Consider the following 20,213-nt stretch of genomic DNA (forward strand, 5'->3'; position numbering starts at 1 on the left):
CGTCGCATGCTTTGCAAAGAAGTATATCAGGAAGCTAGCAGGTGACCAAGATCATATTATTACCGAAAAAAGTAACAATCCTTATCTCTTGGTTGGAGGGTGGACGGTTACTTTTTTCTGTATTTTGAAGCGAGGGGACGGTTCTAGTGCTTCCTTCGTTTTGCGAAACGAAAGAAGCAACAGAACCGTCCCCTTGCTTCCGCTATTCTTTTATTAAGTCTGTTACTTTGTTTTTTTCATCAAGCACAGCTACTAACGGCTTATGATTTTTTAAATCCTTTTCTTCTACCAGTACATAGGAAATGACAATGACTATATCATCTTTTTCTACAAGTCTCGCGGCTGCACCGTTTAAACAAATCACTCCGCTTCCCCGCTCACCTGGGATAATATATGTTTCGAAACGGGCGCCATTGTTGTTATTTACCACCTGGACTTTCTCATTAGCCACCATACCCACCTTTTCCATTAAATCTTCATCTATTGTTATGCTCCCAACATAATTTAAGTCTGCGTCAGTCACTCGGGCCCGGTGTAATTTTCCTTTCATCATCGTCCTATACATTTTTTTCCTCCCTCAATAAAGTTTCATTTTCTATGTCACGATATGTATATTTTAGAAATTAGTATAGGGATACGCACAAAAAACGTAAAAATAGTTTTTTATGTAGAACCAAAATTATCCAATTAATAAAGATATTTTTTGAAATTAATATTTCTCTAGGCACAAAACCCATGCATACTCCTTTGATTTCAATATACATATAGTAAAAGTTTTATAAAGGAGCCTATAAATGAGTACAAGAAAATATGCAGGTATAGCAATATCAAGGGGACTTTATAAAAAGATGCCCCGTTTAAAAGGAAAGCAAAAAAGATTTATTTCCTATTATGAAGAGGCTGCTAGGAAAAGCGGTTTAACTCTGTGCTATTTTTGTCCTGATTCATTAGATTTTAAAAATAGAACAATTAATGCGTATATAAAAGATGAAACAGGGTACAGGAAGCACACTGTAGATATCCCACAGGTGATCTTTCGCCGCTGCTCCTACAGGAAGAAGTTCACTTCTCTCTTAAGGAGTGATATAAAAGTTTATAACATTAAAGGATCTAATTATGGGAAATATAATGATTACATTTTTCTTAAGAAAAACAAGGAAATCCAAGCTCACCTTCCCGAAACATACAAAGCTTCTGCCATTACAATTAAAAAAATGATGGCAAAACACTCTGAATTAATGATTAAGCCCAATAGCGGGGCTATTGGTGCAGGGATTATGAAAATGGAGAAAGCAAATGGAATATGGACTTTGTACTATAAAGGTAAAAGAAATGAAGGAGAGGAATGGAAAACAGTACAGTTCAGAACGAAACTCCCAACGGTCCTGACAAGAAAAATTATGAAAAAAGTATTTATTGTCCAGGAAAGAATCAACCTTGCAGAAGTTGACAGTTCTCCCTTTGATTTGAGAGTAGCCGTGCAAAAAAACGGTAAAGGGGAATGGCAAGTGAGTGGAATTATTGCAAAGCTCGCTAAGAAAAATCACTTCCTGACAAATACCCATCAAGGGGGCAGCACTTATCCACTTGAAGAACTATTAAAAAAACACCCTACCTTATCTGCTTCCAAAATTAAAAAAGAGATAACAAAATTAACCCTGAAGATTGCTGAATTTTATGAGGCTAGTTATCCGCATATGGCTGACCTGGGAATGGATATCGGTATCTCAGAAAAGGGCCTCCCGTATTTTATTGAATTGAACCAATGCTCTGATTACCCTGCTCTTACCTTCAGAAACAAAAAGCTGGTGTCTGACGAATGGAAAGCGGTCTTCACTACCCCTATTGATTACGCAGCGTTTCTACTAAATAAGAAGAGTTCATTGTTTAACAAGCCCTTTATATTACCATCACTAGCTCAGCCTCAGCAGTATATTGGAATTGTTTACCCGAAACGAAGGTGGAACAGTATCTCTTCTCCAAGAGAAAGATTCAGGAAACAACTGGAGTATATTGAATCTGCTGCAAACAAAAACCACCTGATTCCCTGCTTTGTCACACTAGATCAAGTACAACCTGAAAAAAAGGAAATTAATGCTTACATTAAAGGGGAAGTAGGCTATCAAATTAAAAAAGTTCCCTGTCCAAAGGTTTTTTACAATAGGATTGTAGATGGTGTAAAGAAACGTAAACACATTGCTAAGCTTTTAAACGACGGTAAAATAATTGTTAATGTAAGAAATTATGATTATGGTAAATATCCTATATGGAAACTGTTGTCACTGAATCAAAATTTGGCTAAAAACCTCCCAGACACGCGCAGAGCCTCAAGAAGGAGTATTTTACAAATGATGAAATACCATAAAGAACTAATTTTAAAACCAAACATTGGAGCTGTAGGAAGAGGAATAATGTTTCTAAAAAAGGCAGGAGAAAGATGGTGTATCACTTATAAAACTTCAATGAACGAATGGGAAAAAGTATATTTTGAAGGGGCACTGCCTCGGATATTAAGTCAACGTATAAAAAAATACTCATATATAGTCCAGGAAAGAATTCAACTAGCAGAGTTTAATAATAATGCATTTGATGTGAGAGTAGCTGTTCAAAGAAACTCCACTGGTGCATGGGAAACAACTGCTTTTATAGCAAAAGTAGCAGAAAAAGGCAAGGTTGTGACAAATGTCGGGCAAGGAGGAACTGTTTATGATTTAGATACTATTCTTAAAAGCCTCCCTGGTCTGTCAGCCAAAAAAGTATATGCAGATATTAATGATTTCTGTATAAATATAGCTGAATATTTAAGTACGAAACTCCCTCATATCGGAGACCTTGGAATTGATATCGGACTAACTTCAGATGGCACTCCTTATTTTATCGAAGTAAATTATATTTCAGATTATGAAACCCTCACCTTCCGGGACGAGAAACTTGTAACAAGTAAATGGGAAAAAGTTTACACTACACCTATCGATTATATCGCTTATTTGCAAAGAGAGATTAAAAGTGTATAAATCCAAAAGGACAGCGTCGACAGGCTGTCCTTTTGGAAGCGACGGGACGGTTCTTGTGCTTCCTTCGTTTACTAAACGAAAGAAGCAACAGAACCGTCCCCTTGCTTCTTTTCATTGTCATTTTAACAAAGAAAGCAATGATCCAAGGGTTTGGAGAAGAAGAAATTGAAGAACTAACGATGTTTTCCCTTTATATTGGTATCGATTTTGTTAAAGTTGGAGTTGCTGTAATCATTATGAGCACCATTGGCGCAATTACTGATGCAGCTATCGCTATTTCCTCACCTATGCGTGAGATCCATTACCATAATCCATCAATTAGTCGAAAAGAATTATTCTCATCTGGATTAAGTATTGGAAGAGATATAATGGGAACAAGCACGAATACATTATTTTTTGCCTTCTTTGGAGGGTACTTAGCATTGCTTATTTGGTTTAAAGATTTATCCTATTCTCTAGGAGAGATTGTAAATTCAAAGATCTTTAGTGCGGAGATCATCACAATTCTTTGTGCTGGGATTGGCGTAACATTGGTTATTCCAATTACCTCCTGGATTACTGCATTTTTCTTAGTGAAAAGCAACGAGAATAATAAAACAAACATTTGAAATATCCTCTAATTTTCGTATTCAATAAACTTATTACAACACAAAATTTAAAATGACCGAACGCTGCGAACGTCCGGTCGAGCAATTACATCCGCAAGTGGTGCTCCTGCGATTACTCGTCGCATGCTTTGCAAAGAAGTATATCAGGAAGCTAGCAGGTGACCAAGATCATATTATTACCGAAAAAAGTAACAATCCTTATCTCTTGGTTGGAGGGTGGACGGTTACTTTTTTCTGTCTTTGACGATGACTATGATCAATGATACAACCCCTATCAAAACTAAATTTGATTGAAGTCCTACAATAATTGCTTCATTTGTCGTCATTACTCCCACCGGCGTTAAAATGCCAACGCCTCATACTAAGAAACTATGATCATTCTATTTTAAGCTCGATCTACTCTTTCCCAAGGGAAATTTGTATCATTTCTCCCAAAATGTCCGTAAGCCGCTGTTTTACGATAAATCGGTTGTCTTAATTGTAAATGGTTGATAATTGCTCCGACCGAGAAGTTGTACTTTTCTTTTATAAACTGATCAATGGTATCTTTCGGTACAAATTCAGTATTAAATGTATTCACATTTATGGCTAAGGGTTCTGCTTTGCCTATCGCATAGCAGATGGCAATTTCGCATTTTTTAGCTAAACCAGCTGCAATTATGTTTTTAGCAACATATCTGGCCATATAGGCCGCAGATCGATCGACTTTTGAAGGGTCCTTTCCAGAGAAAGCACCGCCACCGTGCCTTGCGACTCCACCATATGTATCGACGATAATTTTTCGACCTGTTAATCCAGTATCTCCTTGAGGACCACCTACGACAAATCTTCCAGTTGGATTAATATGAAAACGTGTTTTACTCGTCAGCCATTTGGCCGGAATAATCGGTTCAATAACTTCCTTTATTACATCTTGCCAAATCGTTTCTTGGCTAATCATTTCATCATGTTGTGCTGATATGACAATATCGGTAATTTCCTCGGGGTCCCCATTATCATCATAGGAAACGGTTACCTGTGTTTTTCCATCAGGGCGTAAGTATGGTAACCGACCATTTTTACGTAACGTTGCCAATTGGATAGCTAATTGATGTGCTAAATAAATCGGTAAGGGCATCAGAGCATCGGTTTCCGTACAAGCATAACCATACATAATACCTTGATCGCCTGCTCCCATTGCTTCAAGTCCTTCTTTTGATGTTTCCTGGAATTCCACTGCTTTTTGAACACCAAGAGCAATGTCTGGTGATTGAATATTGATATTCGTAACAATCAGACATGTTTTAAAATCGAGCCCATAATCTTTGTGTGTATAACCAACTTCCTCAATTATGTTTCTAGCAACAGCCGTTATGTCGACATCTGCCTTTGACGTCACTTCTCCAGTTATAAAAATTATTCCATTGGATGCGACGCATTCTATTGCTACTCTAGAATCTGGATCTTCTGAAAGATATGCATCTAGTAATCCATCTGACAATTGATCACATAATTTGTCCGGATGACCTTCTGTTACCGATTCAGATGTGACAAGCAATTTCCCCAAACTATACCACCTCCAGTTATTATGATTGCTTCATTTTCATTTCTATTTTTTTCAATTGTGCTGGTGTGTACCCTTCAATTCGTTTAAAAACCTTGCAGAAATAGCTAACGTCATTATAGTCAAGTTGAAACGATATATCTGTCACACTTAAATTATCCCGAGTAAAATACAACTTAGCTAACTGCATCTTTCGAAAGTGTATATAATTATTAAATCCGATCGTAAATTGTCTTTTGAAAATTCGACTTAAATATCCTTGACTAATTTCGCATATTCGGGATGTTTCATTTAAACTTATATCAAGCTCAATGTTTTCATCTGTATAGGAAAAAACTCGAGCCAATTGGTGATACTTTTGAATACTTAGCTGTTTATAAGCTTCATCTACGATGGTAAACAACCAATACTCAACAGTATAAACATTTTCAAATGTATTTTCTTGAATTGAAAATTTTCTTTTATATCTCATTTTATATTTTTCATCTACACAATTAATTAGTTTTAGAAATACTTCTAACAAAAACTCACACTCTGAAAGAGCAGCTTCTGGATTGGTTGCAGATAAGTCAAGTAAGTCTTGTGCCATTCTTGGCAGAATTCGATATGTTTTTTCAAAATCTTTCTTTACGATGCTTTGAGTTAAGGCTTCCGCATAAAACGGATTTTTTCTAGTTTTTTCATAGTTACTAAGAATCGTTTTTAATTTCAAAACAGTAAATGGTTTGACTAAATAGCCATCAATCCCTATTTGTTTTGCTTGTTGGATGAGTTTGGCATCATTACAAACTGATAGAATAAAGATAGCAACTTTCGAATTGATTTCTCTGATTGCTTTTAATAGTTCAATACTGTTTGAATTAAAAGGCATCATATCCATAAGAATAATATCTGGTGATAACTGTTTCGAAAGGGTCAATAACTCTTTACTAGTTTCTACTTGCCCTACAACTTGAAAGCTGTCGAGTTTTTCGATCATTACTTTTAGAGCTTCTCTATTGAGATATTCCGAGTCTACAATTAATACCTTATGCATCCGCAATCAATCCTTTATCCTCGACCTATTTGGGAATTTTCACTACTACTGTTGTTCCTACATTTTCTTCACTAGAGAGTTGAATCTCATAATCCAAACCTAATTTCTCAGAATGAAGCGTTTGACTATTTTCTGCTCTTACTCCCTGTTGCTTAATTTCGTAGATTAATTGATATTGTTTATATACATGATCTATTTCCTTAGGAGCTAGGCCAATTCCATTATCTTCTATGATAATTTCAATATGATCCTTATCAGCGTCAACCGTTAATCGAATAAATCCAGCGGTTTCCTTTGCTAATATTCCGTACACTACTGAATTTTCTACGATCGGTAATAGCAACAAAGCGTCAATCTTTTGTTGGTCTATAGGTGTATTAATGATTAATTCATAATCGAGTTTCGCACCAAAACGGATTTTTTGAAATTTTAAATAACATTCGATATTATTTATCTCTTGTTCAAGGAATACAATATTGTCCGTATGTTCCATATTAAATCGTAATATCTCCGCAAACAAATTGGCCATCTCATTTGTCTGCTCAGCTTCTTCGAGTAATGATAAGTTACTAATAGAATTTAGGACATTTAAGATAAATTGAGGCTTAACGTTATGCTTTAACTTGTATAGTTCTGCTTCCTCAAGCTTCTTTTTTAACTCGAAATTAACCTTTCTTTCCTCCAATAATTCTTTTTCCTTGCGTAAGAACTCATTTTGAATAAGCAAGGCAACTTCCCTTTCAATCATTTGGTTAATAATAAAAAAAACAAGGTCTGCAGTGGATTTAATTTTCTCAAATTCAATGATTGGTGTTCTTTCATACTTTTCAACTAAATGAGGAATTTTCCGCCAAGCAGTATCCTCTTTAACAATGTCTTCTAGCTTTTCCAAACAATCCTGATCTGAGCATCTAACCTGCCCCATTAATACAGCCCCTACATGCTGATTATTAATAATAATTGGAATTGCACAGTCTACTAGCCCGGCTGGGCAACGGTATATATACGGGCTGTTACTCATTGCTCCTTTTAAAGCCCCATAAGCGTCTGAAAAATAACAGATTTGTTTGCAACTGGTGCTTTCTCTACGCGTTCGACAAAACTCTGAGAATGACGTTTCCTTTGTGATAGGCTCACCCTTATTGTTAACTGTTATCATCGAAAGCATTGTCACTTTTGCAATTTTTTCTTGAACTTGTTGAAGGATATTCGTATCTACTAGTTTTTGAATGCCGATATCAATGAATGCTTTGTCTTTAGATAATTCCTCTCTTGAATGACTCATTTGCACTACCTCTTAGTAAGATTTTTTTATCCAAATTCCATTATAAAAAATTAATACTCTAGTAGCTTAATAAGTTCATGAGATTGAATTATACAGCGTTTCTACTAATAATAAATAACACGACTAGTAGAAACGTTGTTTTGGAAAGCGGATACATTCATTATAGTTGATAGAAGCTTGCCCCCACAAGATTGTTCATAGTATTGCCATTTAATAAACGGTGGACATCCCTTGCGATCATTACCTCCTCATTAGTTGGGATGATGCACACTTTAATTAAGGAATCTTCCCTACTAATAATCACATCATTAGTTTTATTTTGCTCAGGGTCATAAGAAATCCCTAAAAATGATAGACGATCAAGTACCTTTTTTCTGACCCGTGATGAATTCTCTCCAATACCAGCCGTAAATACTAGAACATCAAAGCCATTCATGGTCGAGGCATACGCTCCAATGTATTCACGAATTTTCGTTGTAAACATGTTTAATGCAAGAGCTGCACGACTATTTCCATTATCCTCTGCTTCTTCTAGATCACGTAAATCATTAGACAAACCTGAAATTCCCAGCAAACCAGATTGTCGATTTAACATATCCATAATCGTTGCTAACGGTTGATTTGTTTTCTCTTTAATATAAGGGATAATCGACGGATCAATTTCACCAGAACGTGTTCCCATCATTAATCCAGCAATTGGTGTAAGTCCCATGGAAGTATTAATAGAACGTCCCTTATCTATCGCACATATGCTTGCACCGTTACCAAGATGACACGAAATAATTCTTAATGCTTCAAGCGGTTTACCAACAACCTCTGCAACCTGACTTGCAATATATTTATGACTTGTTCCATGAAAGCCGTACTTTCGAATGCGATTTTCTGTGTATAATTCATAAGGAATTGGGTAAAGAAATGTTTCTTCTGGCATCGTTTGATGGAAAGAAGTATCAAACACAGCTACTGATACCGCATTAGGTATAACAGCTCGCAACGCTGAAATGCCCATACAATTGGCTGGATTGTGAAGAGGAGCTAAATCTGCTAAGCTTTCAATCTTCTTTAGTACACTATCATCAATCACACAGGAATCTGTGAATTCTTCACCACCATGGGCAACGCGATGACCGATACCAGCAATCTCATTTAGATCTTGAATAATTTTATCTTTTCGTAAACGTTCGAGAAGGTATTCAACCGCCTGTTTATGATTGGCCGCATGAACAGACTCAACATTTTTAGCATCTTCCGTCGTTATTGAAAATAAACCGCCTTCGTTACCAATTCTTTCAAAGGATCCTTTAACAATTACGGTTTCTTTAGGCATTTCAAATAGCTGAAAACGTAAAGAAGAGCTCCCAGCATTAATGGCTAAAATTTTCTGCATCTTTTCACCTCAAAATATACTTTTTTCTGCATTGACATATATACAGCTGAATTCAGGTGGAAGAGATTCCACCTGAAAAGTTGGTCATTAATAAAATTTAACTAATATAATTGTAAATACCTACCGCAAGCAAAGCTCCTAATATTGGCCCTATAATTGGAACCCAAGCGTATGTCCAATCTGAATTACTTTTATTTGGAACTGGCAAGAGAAAATATGCAAGTCGAGGACCAAAGTCACGAGCAGGATTAATTGCATAACCAGTTGTTGAACCAAAAGACATACCAATCGCAGTAATTAAAAAGCCGACGATTAAAGGGTTGAGTCCTTCTGTAAAATGATTAAAACCAATTAATAATAAACAAAAGACAAACGCAAATGTTGCAATTACTTCATTAATTAGATTAAAAGGAGTATTTCTAATTGCTGGCCCAGTCGAGAAAATACCTTTTGTATTAATTTCCTTCGGTGTTGATTTGAAATGAGTATAATAATAAAGAATGACAATTGAAGCACCAACAAAGGCTCCAATTATTTGTGATACTATATACGGAAATACATCAACCCAAGGAAAACTTCCTTCCATTGCGAATGCAAGTGTAATGGCGGGATTTAAGTGAGCACCACTAAAAGGACCAGCAGCATAGACTGCGATCATCACTGCGAAACCCCACCCAAATGTAACAGCGACCCAATTAAATCCCCCACTATACGTCTTATTTAAACTTAAGCCAGCCATTAACCCCGTACCAAACAAAATAAGAATCATTGTACCGATAAATTCTGCAACATATGGTGACATCCTAATTTCCTCCTCGTTTATAATCCAGACAATATTTATCTGGATTTTTCTGTTTTAATCAGTAAATTGATGTACAATTTCTAAATAACGGATAAGATTATTGCTTTTATTTCATCTTTTGTTGGCTGAACCGGATTTGTAGCGAAACACGCATCTGTTAGAACAGCCGTACACATCGTATCAAGCTCTTTTTGAATGCTGCTTTTTTGAATATCACATTCCGATAACGTTAAAGGCATTTTCATCGCGACCATTAATCTTTCAAATAGATTCGTTAAATCTACTAATGCCTCATCATCATCCTCTGCTTCAGAAATTCTTGAAATTCTTGCCAAATGCGCATATTTTTTTAGAGCATAAGGACTAGCTTTTGCATTAAATTGTGCAACTGGCTTAAGCAACAAAGCATTGGCTAAACCATGTGGGATATGAAACTTTGCACCGATCTGGTGAGCGATACTATGATTTAATCCAAGATTACTACTATTAAACGCCATTCCGGCTAACGTTGATGCGTCATGGACTTTCGTTCGACTAGCTATATTTGCACCATTTTTATAACAGTCAACTAGATTCTCTATGGCTAGTTGAAATGATTTTTCTGCTAATGCGTCTGTAAACGAGTTAGCATTTTTCGAAACGTAAGCTTCTAATGCATGTGTCAAAACGTCCATCCCTGTATTCGCAGTAATCGTTGGTGGAACTGAAACTACTAACTCAGGATCTAAAATCGCTTCATCAGGAATTATTTCTTCTGTAAAAATTGGATATTTAACTTTTGATTTACGATCAGTTAAAACAGTTGCTGCGGTTACCTCAGAGCCCGTTCCACTAGTTGTCGGAATCGCTATAAATTTCTTGATCGGATTTGATCCGCTCTTTTTTAAGAAGAGTAAAATACCTTTTGCTGTATCGATGGCAGAACCACCACCAAAAGCTAGTAATATCTGTGGTTTTAATTGAATTGCAACTTCTACACCACGAGCAACATTCTCAAGAGGCGGATCAGGAACCACATCAGGAAAGATATCTACCATATTCGTGTCATCGATATGTTTTAATAGCTTTGTCACTGCCTTATTTTCTACTAAAAAACGATCACAAACGATCCAAATATGGTTATTTTTAATAACGGATAATTGCTCCAAGCTTCCACTACCACTGTATACCGCAGTAGGAATCGCAAATTTTTGCACGGGCTTTCCTCCTCAATTTACCTAATCGAAAAACCATCTATTAAAGCACAGCGACGACGTCTAGCGAAATGACGAGCTGTAGTGGTTCCTTCTCCAGTTGGTGTAGCAATGGTAAAAGTTGTACTTCCTTCTCCTTTAAATCCTAATCCTGCAAAGGAAGGTCCATTCTTTACAAATATGGATGTTTGTAATTGACGCCCTGCCTTATTTAAATTAGCAATGCTCTGTGAATGCATAGTGGCAGTGTGATGAAGACCTTGTTCCAATTCAAGTGCTGTCCTCAATGCTGAATCGAAATTTGGTGTCCTTACAATTGGAAGAATTGGCATCAGCATTTCTTCCACGGCAAAATAGTGATTTTTTTGAGTTTCAACAATTATGAGACGTGGAGTTCCTGTATATTGAATGCCTGCGGCTTGTAATATATCGACCGCGTTTTTCCCGACAAATTTTTTGTTTGGCTTATTATTTTCAGTTAAACATAAGACTTCTAATTTGCGAATATCTTCAGGATTTTTTATGAGATAAGCGCCTGCTTTCTCCATCTGTCCGATTAACGAATCAGCAATTGAATCAACAGCGACAACACTCTTTTCAGCAATACAAAGTATATTGTTGTCAAACGAAGCCCCATCGACAATATCGATCGCTGCTTTCTTAATGTTGGCCGTTTCATCGACAATGGCTGGTGGATTTCCAGCTCCAGCTGCTATTACTTTTTTTCCTGTTCTCATTGCTTCATTTACTACTGCAGGACCACCAGTAATGACAAGAAGTGGAACATTTGGATGATTCATCATTTCTTGAGCAGCTATAATAGAAGGCGTTGCAACCGTTACTACTAGATTATCAATGCCACTAGCTTCGCAAACAATCTCGTTTAATTTCTTCACTAACCATAGAGAAATATTTTTTGCACCTGGATGTGGACTAAATATAACTGCATTTCCAGCAGCTAACATACCAATTGTGTTAGAAATTAATGTTTCCGTTGGATTCGTACTTGGAGCAATAGCACCAACAACTCCATATGGAGAATACTCATATAGCGTCATTCCATAATCGCCTGTTTCCGCATTCGTAATTAGATCCTCCACCCCTGGTGTTTGGTTGATAGCTAATCGATTCTTATGAATTTTGTCTTCAATATTGCCCATGCCTGTTTCTTCATAGGTACGCGTGGAAAGTTCCTCAACTAATGGAAGCATTTTTTCCCTTATTGACGTAATAATTTTTCGACGAATTTCAAGAGATACATATAAGTATTCAGCTTGAGCGTTCACAGCAGCACATACTGCTTCATCAACCGTATTGAACACACCGCTCCCACCGATACTTCCTTCTTTCTTGATGTCTGTCTGGCCTAGCATAATTTGCCTTACCAGCTCCTCTATTTCCTTTGTAGTCATTTTTAAATCTCCTCTCTTACGCACGTTCTCTGTTATTTATCTAAGCGGTCAATAATTCCAACAATTACTGCGTCAACAGGGGAATTTTGATCTCTTAAAATTTTTCTCGCTGAACTTCCTTTTGTGATTAAAACATGATCTCCTATTCCTGCGCCGACACAATCAACTACTACCTCTTCCATAGCGGTAGGTTGAGAATTAGAATCAACGATTTGAATAATCATCAGCTTATATCCTGTCAACGACTCTTCTTTTTTTGTTGCAACCACATTCCCAATTACTTTTGCCATATTCATTTATAGCTACAACCCTCTCTTAACAGCCGTACTTCCTAACTTGTAAATGATTAATTGCTTTAGGTGAAGCCAGTTTGTTTCCAGGTTAATTTGGCTATTTGATAAGCTTTTTTTCGCATAAAATTAGAGCTATCTATGTGAAATGAATTAAGATTTGACCACTTTTGCAACAGCGTCCCCACCGATGTCAGCAGCGTTTGCTTCGTCCGTATCAATATGCATTTCTAATGAAAAATTATTACCGACACGAACATGACATTGTTCGAATACCACTGAGCGAGTGGCTGTTTTAATCCGAACAGCAACATCGTCTCCATCATTTACTTGTAATAGCCTAGCTTCCATTGGTGACATGTGAATATGTCGTTTGGCGATAATCGCCCCTTTTGATAACGTTACTTTCCCATAATCACTAACTAGTTGGATACCAGGTGACCCTTTTAGGTCACCTGACATGCGAATCGGAACTGACAATCCAATTTGTCTTGCATCGGTTTTTGAAAGTTCCACTTGTGATTGATATCGAAATGGACCTAAGATCCGAACTCGCTCGATTTTCCCTTTTGGTCCAACAACAGTAACCGTTTGTTCGGCCGCAAATTCACCTGGCTGCTTCAGCATTTTTTGAATTTTTATTGGTTGATTAGGAAAAAGCTCGTTAAAATCAGCTTCTGTTAAATGGATATGTCGATTTGATATACCTACTGGAATTGACAGCTCCGTGGCGATTTTTTCTAATACCTTTTTGACGATTACTTCAACATCATTCATTTTCATCGTTAGACACCTTTAGGCAAAATTACTTCCACATCAATATGCGGGCGCGGGATAACATGGATCGATTTCACTTCGCCGACTCTCGATGCCGCTTGGGCCCCGGCTTCTGTAGCTGCCTTAACAGCTCCTACGTCTCCTCTTACCATAACGGTTACAAGTCCAGAACCGATCTTTTCATAGCCAACTACTGTCACATTCGCTGACTTAACCATTGCATCTAAGGCTTCAATCGAACCAACTAAACCAATTGTTTCAACCATTCCGAGTGCATCATTCATCATATAACCTCCTTAATTTATTAATTAGATATAGGACATCATCAAAATCTAGTTTAGCGTCTGTTCATTTTCTTTTCGGACATCTGGAGTACTTTGTGAAACCGTTGCTGGTTTCTTGGGCACCTTCGTACTTGTTGTCTTTCTTTCGATTTTGTCTTTTACCGTTGCAGAAACCTTTTCTGCTTCTTTTTCTTGTTTTACTTCTTGCTTTACTTCTTCTACTTCGTTTTGTAGCTGTACTTCTTGCTTAGCTTCTTGTACTCCGTTTTGTAGTTTTAAATCGTTTGGTTGTTGTTCTTGCTCTACTACACGAACGGAATTTGTTTGGGGTAGTTGTTGTTCAATCAGTACTTTCACTACATCATCCACTGGCCGAGGGATTACTTTACTAGAAACATAACTTTTCTCTTGATGAGCAACCTGTTCACCTGTCTGAACTGCAGCTTGAACAGCTGCAACATCGCCCTCGATCTTAATTGTGATCCAGCCAAATCCATCGGTCTTTTCTAGATTTATCACCTGTATATCAGCAACCTTCGCCATTGTATCAGCGATGTTTATTGCTGCGGATAAACCAATAACTTCTATTAACCCTAAAGCTTGTTTCAAACCAAACACCTCCCATTTAAGGATTTATACCTTTATAATGAATTTTTACACTTCGTTCTTTAGCGGTTTCTTGAGCTAGTAACGTAACAATTGCATTACTTACAACAGTAAGTGAACCACCTTCTCCGACAGTAAGAATATCCTCATTTGTAATAACTTTCTTATCGATTTCCCAATCACTTTGATTGGCTGTTGTAAAAAATGGAAGTAACTGCTTTTTCTCTAGTAATTTAATTCCAAAACTACTCATCGTCTCGAAATAGTGTTCAAATGTTGCTACATACGGTTGAGGTTCCTTACCTGTAAACGGTACAAAACCATCTGTTAACATAATGATTTCTTTTCCTGTGGCCAAACAATGTTCGATCCATAGTGTTTCAAACGTATCACTGATGCCAAGGGCCGTTTTTGCAATAATCGCCCTTGAGAGGTCTGTAAAAATCACGATATCTGTATGCTTTTGATTAAAGTCCCACTCTTCTTTTAAAATAACTTCATCAAATTGCTCTTGATGATCGCTTCTTTCTTCTATTAGTGTAGAAGTAATAATATTTATTAAATAATAATCTTCCTTCAAAAAAGGCAAGACATTGGTTAGTAAATCATCTCTATTCGTTGGTGAAACGATACTAATTGTCTTTTTTGTTTTGAGCGATGTATATCCGACCGTTTGGATATTTGGCAATTGTTTTAAAATCTCCTTAACAATCGTTTCTATCAGTTTTTCAGATTCAATCACAGTTCCTTACCTCCTTATCCACGGCATAATTCTAAAGAGGGCAGAAATACTACCCTACCCTCTTAGACGAAACGATTAACCTTGGAATTTTGGAAGTAATTTTTCTGTATCGATATGCGGACGTGGAATTACATGAACCGAAACTACCTCACCTTTATTTCTAGCTGAAGCTGCTCCAGCGTCAGTTGCTGCTTTTACTGCACCAACATCTCCTCTTACCATGACAGTAATCAGTCCCGAACCGATTTTCTCATAACCTACTAGTTTCACATTTGATGCTTTAACCATTGCGTCTGCTGCTTCAATTGCTGCTACTAATCCTTTTGTTTCAATCATCCCTAATGCATCTGAATTCATTTTTATTTCCTCCTAGTTTTTAGTTGATATATTTTGGCTATAAACCTATTTATTAGATGTAAGGTGTAGACAAAGATTGAGGTGTTGCGCCTAATGTTCCTAGTAATTTAATCCCTACTTCTCTTGCTGCAATAACAGCTTGCCTAACTGCACCTGAATCTCCACTGATCGTAATAATTACTTCATTCGAGTAACTTGTTCCATTAGCAGGTGATGAATACGTGATAACTTCAACATTCGCTGATTTTACAGCTGTATCAGCCAACACTACACCTATTGCTGCAGGACCAGCACAAATCAATCCAAAAGCTTTACCAACTGGAGCTCCGAAAGCTTTTTCTACGGCATAGCTTGCTCTAGCTGTATACTGAAATTCAAGATGACCAGCTTCATTTGCATACACATCACCCATTGTTCGTTCAACAGTCGCAAGGGCTACTTCGACTGCTCGTTTCACATCAGAAACGTCTTGGCTACCAACAATGATTAAACTACCATGGCCCGCTCCACCTTTAGTGTCTCGTGGAAGTTCAACTGCTAATACTTCTGTATTCGTTGCTTTGACTGCTTCATCTACCGCCATAATGTGTGGGCCGGCACCTGTCCTCGCCCCAATAATTCCGATAGAACGATATTTCTTGTCAATTCCCATCTTCTCGTGGATTGCATGGTCGACGTTGGCAATTACAAGCCCGATTGTATCTCCCATTGCAGTACCAATAAATTCTGTTAACTGACAAGTTTGCGTTTCTTGCTGTTGAGTACCATTACTTCTGGCCGTCTCCGTCTTTAGTGGAGCCTGTAATTCTTTTGATACTTCCTGCATAATTTTTTCTATTAATTTGTCTTCCATTCTCGTAACCTCCTGGAATATGGGTTTATGAGCCTCAATCTTAGCCTCCAATGACACACATAAAACCATGTTTTTCAACAATTGATTGATAGTCTTTTAAGTCGCGTATTGATAACGATGGAATCTCTTTCATTTCGTAATTCTTTCCAACAACTTCGTACTTATTTTCACCATAATTATGGTAAGGCAATAAATGGACCCTTGACACACGGTTAATGTGTTTTACAAACTGACAAATGTAGTCGATACTTTTTTCATCTGCATTAAATGTTGGAATAACTGGAATTCTGATCGCAATTTCTTTAGCTAGATTGCCAATGACGATTGAATTTTTTAAAAGGGGTTTACTAGAGATGCCTGTAAATTTCTCATGTACATCAAATTCAATCCCTTTAACATCTAATAACACTAAATCTAAAAGTGGAATTACATCTGTTAAAACCTTTTCATTAGCTAATCCTGTCGTTTCCATTGCCGTATGCCAGCCTTGTACCTTACATGCTTTTAATAGTTCAATTACAAAGCTGTCCTGCATGAGAGGTTCACCACCTGAAATGGTAATTCCACCACCTGAACGTCGATAATGAACCGCATCTTTTTTTAGTTCTTCGATCACTTCTTCGACAGTCATTTCTTTTCCAAAATCAGCAGTAGGTTTAGGATCCTGTGATTCTGGGTTACAGCACCACAAGCATCTTAAAGGACAACCTTTTAAAAATACGATTGTTCGTATACCCGGACCATCGTGCACTGAAAACTTTTGAATATTAAAGACAACACCTTTTTTCGAATAATCAATTTTCTCCATTTCTTGTCACCTCTTGCAAGAAAGGCCGAATCTAAATTCCAATAAAGCAAATTTCAACCAGTCTATAATTTTAAGTTAGTCTTTAAAAATTGTGTTCTGTACGCATAATAATATCGTCTTGAATAGCTTTATCTAAGGCAATAAATTGTGCACTATAACCAGCTACGCGGATGACGAGATCGCGATACTTTTCAGGTTGTTGTTGCGCTGCGACAAGCTTTGCTTTATCAATAATATTAAATTGAATGTGCATCCCTTTTTGGTCAAAGTAACCACGAACGAGTGAAGCAAGATTTTGTAGTCCAGAATCACCTTGAATAGCTGAAGGATGGAATTTTTGATTATATAATGTTCCGTTTGAAGCAATAAAATGATCTAATTTTGCTACTGAGTTTGTCGCAGCGGTTGGTCCACTAGTATCTGCACCTCTAGATGGTGAAACGCCATCAGAAAGCGGCTCTTTCGCTTTTCTTCCATCAGGAGTTGCCCCTACACAAGTACCCATTAGTACATTAATGGAAGCTGGATATAAACCTGCTTGGAACTTTCCACCTCTTGGATTTGTGTGTTTTTCCACTTCGCGACAATAGATTAGTGCTCCCTCACGTGTCAACATATCAACTTCATCAATGTCGTTTCCGAATTTCGGAGCCTTAATAAGAGCTTGACGAATTGACTCGAAATTGTTACTAGCTACACCAGTAGTTGATTGACCAAGATGAATATCTAACTTATCTGTAATAGAAGAAATGTTTGCGTTACCACTTTCGCCTAATACTTTTTTAACAGCTGCTAATACAAGGTCATATGTTTTATCAGCGTCAAGAGCTTGGTTATTACAACTATCTGCACCGAAGTTACAATCAAGCGCCTCTTTTAATTGTTGTAATGTAAAAGTCTTCTCTTCAAACACTAACTTTTTAATTGCCATAAATGAGTCACCGACGTTTGCAGCACCAACTCCTTGTGGTCCTGTAAAGTTATAGTGCGCCCCACCTTCTTGTAACGACTTTCCAACTGAAATACAATCGTCAACCATAGACGATAAGAACGGTAGTGGTGCTCTTTCAGCATGAGCATAATCCACACAATTGTCAGCTGCAGCTAAATGACTTACAAAGTATTCCATTTGCTTTTTATAAGCTTCAATGATGGCTTCAATACTCGTAAATTGACTGATATCACCTGTTTTAGGTCCGATTTGCTCACCATTGCACATTCCATTGTTCAGTGTAATCTCTAATACTTTCGGAAGATTAAAGAATGCTGAATCGTGCCATCCTTCTGTTTTTCCAGGACTTTGTGGCTCTACGCAACCGATAATTGCATAATTTCTAGCATCACTTAATGTTAAGCCTCGGTTTACTAACGCTGGGATAATTACCTCATCGTTATAATAAGCAGGAACACCTAAACCAAGACGAGATAATTCACAAGCTTTGACTAAAAATTGATCTGGTGATTTTGACCAGACACGAACTGAAAACGATGGTTGAGGTAATTGAACATGTGCAGTAGCCTCAATTGCCATGTAGGAAAGCTCGTTGGTTGCATCCATTCCTTCTCTTGTTTGACCACCTACAATTAAGTTTTGGAACATTGGATATCCACCAAAAGCGTTTGTAGATACTTCATCACGTACTTTGTTAATATCATTCAATTTTACCCAAATACAATCTACTAGCTCTTGAGCTTCTTCTTTGGATGTTGTTTGATCCATTTGGAAGTATGGGTACATATATTGGTCAAAACGTCCAGGTGAAATCGAATGACCATTTGATTCAATATTTATAATGGCGTGAATAAACCAAAATGATTGGCAAGCCTCATAGAAATTGGTAGCTCCATTTTTTGGAACAGTCATACAAACTTCTGAGATTCGTTTTAATTCTTTCTTTCTAGCAGGATTGAACTCTACTTGAGATAATTCAAGCGCTTTCTCAGCGTAACGCTGCGCATATTTTATCGCTGCTTCGCAAATAATGATGATTGCTTTATAAAATTGGTACTTTTTAATATAACTAGGATCTTTATCGTCTGCCTCATTCATCGCTACAACGGTATCTTCCAAAATCCCTTTAAATCCTTTTTTCAACACCTTGGCATAGTCTACTGAAATATGACCAACACCATTCATATAATAGTTTCCAACTGTGAACACATTATGATTTAAACAAGATTTCGCTTCCTCAGACATGTAGGATGTAGCAAGTTCACTTGTTGTTTTCCCACTCCAGTATTCAAAGACGTCTTCTAGTTGAAGTTTCGCTTCTTCAGAAATTTGGAAAGCGTCACCATTTCTCTTCCCGACTCGGTCAAATTCGTCTTTAATCCATTTATTTGAAAATTCTGGAAACACCTGTGAAGATCTTGGCTCTTGAGTTAAACTTCCTACAATCAACTCTTGGTCTCTAATGACAATAGGAATTTCTGCTAATATTTTCTCTAGAGCTTTTGCTCTTCTTATGATTGCTGGTTGCCCTTCCGTTTCTTTATAAGACTCCGTAATAAGAAGCGCTCTTTCAGTTTCAATACGGGGCACAGCATCTAAAATCTGTTCTTTTAATACTTCAATTCTTTGACTAGGGGAACTAAATCCTTGAACAATATTCTTCATCCTCTTTCTCCTCTCAATTCTCAATGAAAACCCTTTAATTAATTTGCATTAATGAGATCCATGAAGCTAAGAAAAGAATAGATGGTTATTTTCGCTTTCTTTTCCTCATGTATCTTACCTTTACTCTACTCGATCGCTCTTCACTGTCGTTAGGAAAAACAACACTCCTTTTCGGTAAAAAAAAATGCAAGGACCTAGAAAAATAAGCACAAAATTTACCTAAACGGTACAAATCGAACCGCGCTGTAAGGTGCCAGACAGCCAAAAAGAACAATTCTTTTAAATTATCTATGCGAAACGCACTTTTACTTGTAAATTCGTTACAGTTAGCATGAAAAGGTAAAAACCCAACTCCTGTTTATAAGGAATTGGGTTCACTCATTGTAATTTTTGGTTTTTAAGAGGAAACAGGGGATAGGAACGATGTTTCACGAAAAAGCCAACAAAAAAACGAGTAAATCAAGTTTTCATACTAAATTTACCCGTTTTAAAGACCAGTTAATTTTTTATTGTCCACTGAGAACTCCTTCTAAAAAGAAAGAACCCTCCCCATATAAAACCTAATCCGGTGATAATCGACCCTAGTGTTGAGATAAGAG

General features: G+C 37.0%; 19 protein-coding genes and 1 pseudogene. 3 read left to right on the forward strand and 17 right to left on the reverse strand.

What is annotated here, in order from left to right; translation table 11 throughout:
• Nucleotides 1-217, forward strand: a 217-nt coding sequence (locus tag ACK4M9_RS20615) for a hypothetical protein (RefSeq protein WP_409854633.1), incomplete at its 5' end; no start/stop codon positions are given.
• Here the strand turns inward: ACK4M9_RS20615 and panD are convergent.
• The gene (panD, locus tag ACK4M9_RS20620) at nucleotides 203-565 is read right to left on the reverse strand and encodes an aspartate 1-decarboxylase (protein ID WP_409854634.1); all 363 of its coding nucleotides are present in this window, start codon (nucleotides 563-565) and stop codon (nucleotides 203-205) included. The two genes, ACK4M9_RS20615 and panD, sit on opposite strands and share 15 nt — an antisense overlap.
• Before the next feature lie 229 nt (nucleotides 566-794).
• On the opposite strand from panD, the gene ACK4M9_RS20625 reads away from it, so the two are divergent.
• Entirely contained in the window at nucleotides 795-3,014 is a 2,220-nt protein-coding gene (locus ACK4M9_RS20625; protein ID WP_409854635.1) for a YheC/YheD family protein, read from the forward strand.
• Between the two features lie 95 nt (nucleotides 3,015-3,109).
• Nucleotides 3,110-3,622 (forward strand): annotated as a pseudogene (locus ACK4M9_RS20630) (YibE/F family protein); the annotation flags it as partial.
• A 385-nt stretch (nucleotides 3,623-4,007) separates the two neighbouring features.
• On the opposite strand, the gene metK reads toward ACK4M9_RS20630, so the two are convergent.
• The 16 genes from metK to ACK4M9_RS20710 all read right to left on the reverse strand — a co-directional run bounded on the left by metK (nucleotide 4,008) and on the right by ACK4M9_RS20710 (nucleotide 19,614).
• Nucleotides 4,008-5,168, reverse strand: a complete 1,161-nt coding sequence (gene metK / locus ACK4M9_RS20635; protein ID WP_409854636.1) for a methionine adenosyltransferase — start codon at nucleotides 5,166-5,168, stop codon at nucleotides 4,008-4,010.
• Between the two features lie 19 nt (nucleotides 5,169-5,187).
• Complete coding sequence (locus ACK4M9_RS20640) at nucleotides 5,188-6,201, reverse strand: response regulator (protein ID WP_409854638.1); 1,014 nt, start codon at nucleotides 6,199-6,201, stop codon at nucleotides 5,188-5,190.
• A gap of 25 nt (nucleotides 6,202-6,226) precedes the next feature.
• Entirely contained in the window at nucleotides 6,227-7,486 is a 1,260-nt protein-coding gene (locus ACK4M9_RS20645; RefSeq protein ID WP_409854639.1) for a PocR ligand-binding domain-containing protein, read from the reverse strand.
• A gap of 160 nt (nucleotides 7,487-7,646) precedes the next feature.
• Nucleotides 7,647-8,873 (reverse strand): acetate/propionate family kinase, encoded by a 1,227-nt coding sequence (locus ACK4M9_RS20650; protein WP_409854641.1) that lies wholly within the window; start codon nucleotides 8,871-8,873, stop codon nucleotides 7,647-7,649.
• Between the two features lie 97 nt (nucleotides 8,874-8,970).
• Nucleotides 8,971-9,675 (reverse strand): MIP/aquaporin family protein, encoded by a 705-nt coding sequence (locus ACK4M9_RS20655; RefSeq protein WP_409854643.1) that lies wholly within the window; start codon nucleotides 9,673-9,675, stop codon nucleotides 8,971-8,973.
• Nucleotides 9,676-9,755: 80 nt separating this feature from the next.
• Nucleotides 9,756-10,871: a 1-propanol dehydrogenase PduQ gene (locus ACK4M9_RS20660; protein WP_409854644.1), complete on the reverse strand. Its 1,116-nt coding sequence runs from the start codon at nucleotides 10,869-10,871 to the stop codon at nucleotides 9,756-9,758.
• A 17-nt stretch (nucleotides 10,872-10,888) separates the two neighbouring features.
• A complete protein-coding gene (locus tag ACK4M9_RS20665; protein ID WP_409854646.1) occupies nucleotides 10,889-12,280 on the reverse strand; it encodes an aldehyde dehydrogenase family protein in 1,392 nt (463 codons plus the stop codon).
• Between the two features lie 32 nt (nucleotides 12,281-12,312).
• Nucleotides 12,313-12,576, reverse strand: a complete 264-nt coding sequence (locus tag ACK4M9_RS20670) for a EutN/CcmL family microcompartment protein (RefSeq protein WP_409854648.1) — start codon at nucleotides 12,574-12,576, stop codon at nucleotides 12,313-12,315.
• A gap of 147 nt (nucleotides 12,577-12,723) precedes the next feature.
• Entirely contained in the window at nucleotides 12,724-13,353 is a 630-nt protein-coding gene (pduL, locus tag ACK4M9_RS20675) for a phosphate propanoyltransferase (RefSeq protein ID WP_409854650.1), read from the reverse strand.
• Between the two features lie 2 nt (nucleotides 13,354-13,355).
• Entirely contained in the window at nucleotides 13,356-13,631 is a 276-nt protein-coding gene (locus ACK4M9_RS20680) for a BMC domain-containing protein (RefSeq protein WP_409854694.1), read from the reverse strand.
• Between the two features lie 48 nt (nucleotides 13,632-13,679).
• On the reverse strand, nucleotides 13,680-14,240 hold the full coding sequence (locus ACK4M9_RS20685; protein WP_409854652.1) for a BMC domain-containing protein: 561 nt from the start codon (nucleotides 14,238-14,240) through the stop codon (nucleotides 13,680-13,682).
• A 16-nt stretch (nucleotides 14,241-14,256) separates the two neighbouring features.
• Nucleotides 14,257-14,979, reverse strand: a complete 723-nt coding sequence (locus ACK4M9_RS20690) for a hypothetical protein (RefSeq protein WP_409854654.1) — start codon at nucleotides 14,977-14,979, stop codon at nucleotides 14,257-14,259.
• A gap of 75 nt (nucleotides 14,980-15,054) precedes the next feature.
• Nucleotides 15,055-15,336, reverse strand: coding sequence for a propanediol utilization microcompartment protein PduA (gene pduA, locus ACK4M9_RS20695; protein ID WP_409854656.1), 282 nt, complete (start codon nucleotides 15,334-15,336; stop codon nucleotides 15,055-15,057).
• A 52-nt stretch (nucleotides 15,337-15,388) separates the two neighbouring features.
• The gene (pduB, locus tag ACK4M9_RS20700; RefSeq protein ID WP_409854658.1) at nucleotides 15,389-16,189 is read right to left on the reverse strand and encodes a propanediol utilization microcompartment protein PduB; all 801 of its coding nucleotides are present in this window, start codon (nucleotides 16,187-16,189) and stop codon (nucleotides 15,389-15,391) included.
• Between the two features lie 40 nt (nucleotides 16,190-16,229).
• Nucleotides 16,230-16,997, reverse strand: a complete 768-nt coding sequence (locus tag ACK4M9_RS20705) for a glycyl-radical enzyme activating protein (protein WP_409854659.1) — start codon at nucleotides 16,995-16,997, stop codon at nucleotides 16,230-16,232.
• A gap of 82 nt (nucleotides 16,998-17,079) precedes the next feature.
• Nucleotides 17,080-19,614 carry a glycyl radical protein gene (locus ACK4M9_RS20710; RefSeq protein WP_409854661.1) on the reverse strand — a complete coding sequence of 845 codons (2,535 nt, stop codon included), beginning with the start codon at nucleotides 19,612-19,614 and terminating at the stop codon, nucleotides 17,080-17,082.
• Nucleotides 19,615-20,213: the final 599 nt, after the last annotated feature.

Origin of the sequence: Anaerobacillus sp., from assembly GCF_046314235.1 — a bacterium.
In the GTDB taxonomy this organism is placed as follows: domain Bacteria; phylum Bacillota; class Bacilli; order Bacillales; family Anaerobacillaceae; genus Anaerobacillus.

Coding starts and splice junctions, on each gene's coding strand:
- panD (WP_409854634.1), bottom strand. CDS start 565: ATGTATAGGACGATGATGAAAGGAAAATTACACCGGGCCCGAGTGACT.
- ACK4M9_RS20625 (WP_409854635.1), top strand. CDS start 795: ATGAGTACAAGAAAATATGCAGGTATAGCAATATCAAGGGGACTTTAT.
- ACK4M9_RS20640 (WP_409854638.1), bottom strand. CDS start 6,201: ATGCATAAGGTATTAATTGTAGACTCGGAATATCTCAATAGAGAAGCT.
- ACK4M9_RS20645 (WP_409854639.1), bottom strand. CDS start 7,486: ATGAGTCATTCAAGAGAGGAATTATCTAAAGACAAAGCATTCATTGAT.
- ACK4M9_RS20650 (WP_409854641.1), bottom strand. CDS start 8,873: ATGCAGAAAATTTTAGCCATTAATGCTGGGAGCTCTTCTTTACGTTTT.
- ACK4M9_RS20655 (WP_409854643.1), bottom strand. CDS start 9,675: ATGTCACCATATGTTGCAGAATTTATCGGTACAATGATTCTTATTTTG.
- ACK4M9_RS20665 (WP_409854646.1), bottom strand. CDS start 12,280: ATGACTACAAAGGAAATAGAGGAGCTGGTAAGGCAAATTATGCTAGGC.
- ACK4M9_RS20670 (WP_409854648.1), bottom strand. CDS start 12,576: ATGAATATGGCAAAAGTAATTGGGAATGTGGTTGCAACAAAAAAAGAA.
- pduL (WP_409854650.1), bottom strand. CDS start 13,353: ATGAAAATGAATGATGTTGAAGTAATCGTCAAAAAGGTATTAGAAAAA.
- ACK4M9_RS20680 (WP_409854694.1), bottom strand. CDS start 13,631: ATGAATGATGCACTCGGAATGGTTGAAACAATTGGTTTAGTTGGTTCG.
- pduA (WP_409854656.1), bottom strand. CDS start 15,336: ATGAATTCAGATGCATTAGGGATGATTGAAACAAAAGGATTAGTAGCA.
- pduB (WP_409854658.1), bottom strand. CDS start 16,189: ATGGAAGACAAATTAATAGAAAAAATTATGCAGGAAGTATCAAAAGAA.
- ACK4M9_RS20705 (WP_409854659.1), bottom strand. CDS start 16,997: ATGGAGAAAATTGATTATTCGAAAAAAGGTGTTGTCTTTAATATTCAA.
- ACK4M9_RS20710 (WP_409854661.1), bottom strand. CDS start 19,614: ATGAAGAATATTGTTCAAGGATTTAGTTCCCCTAGTCAAAGAATTGAA.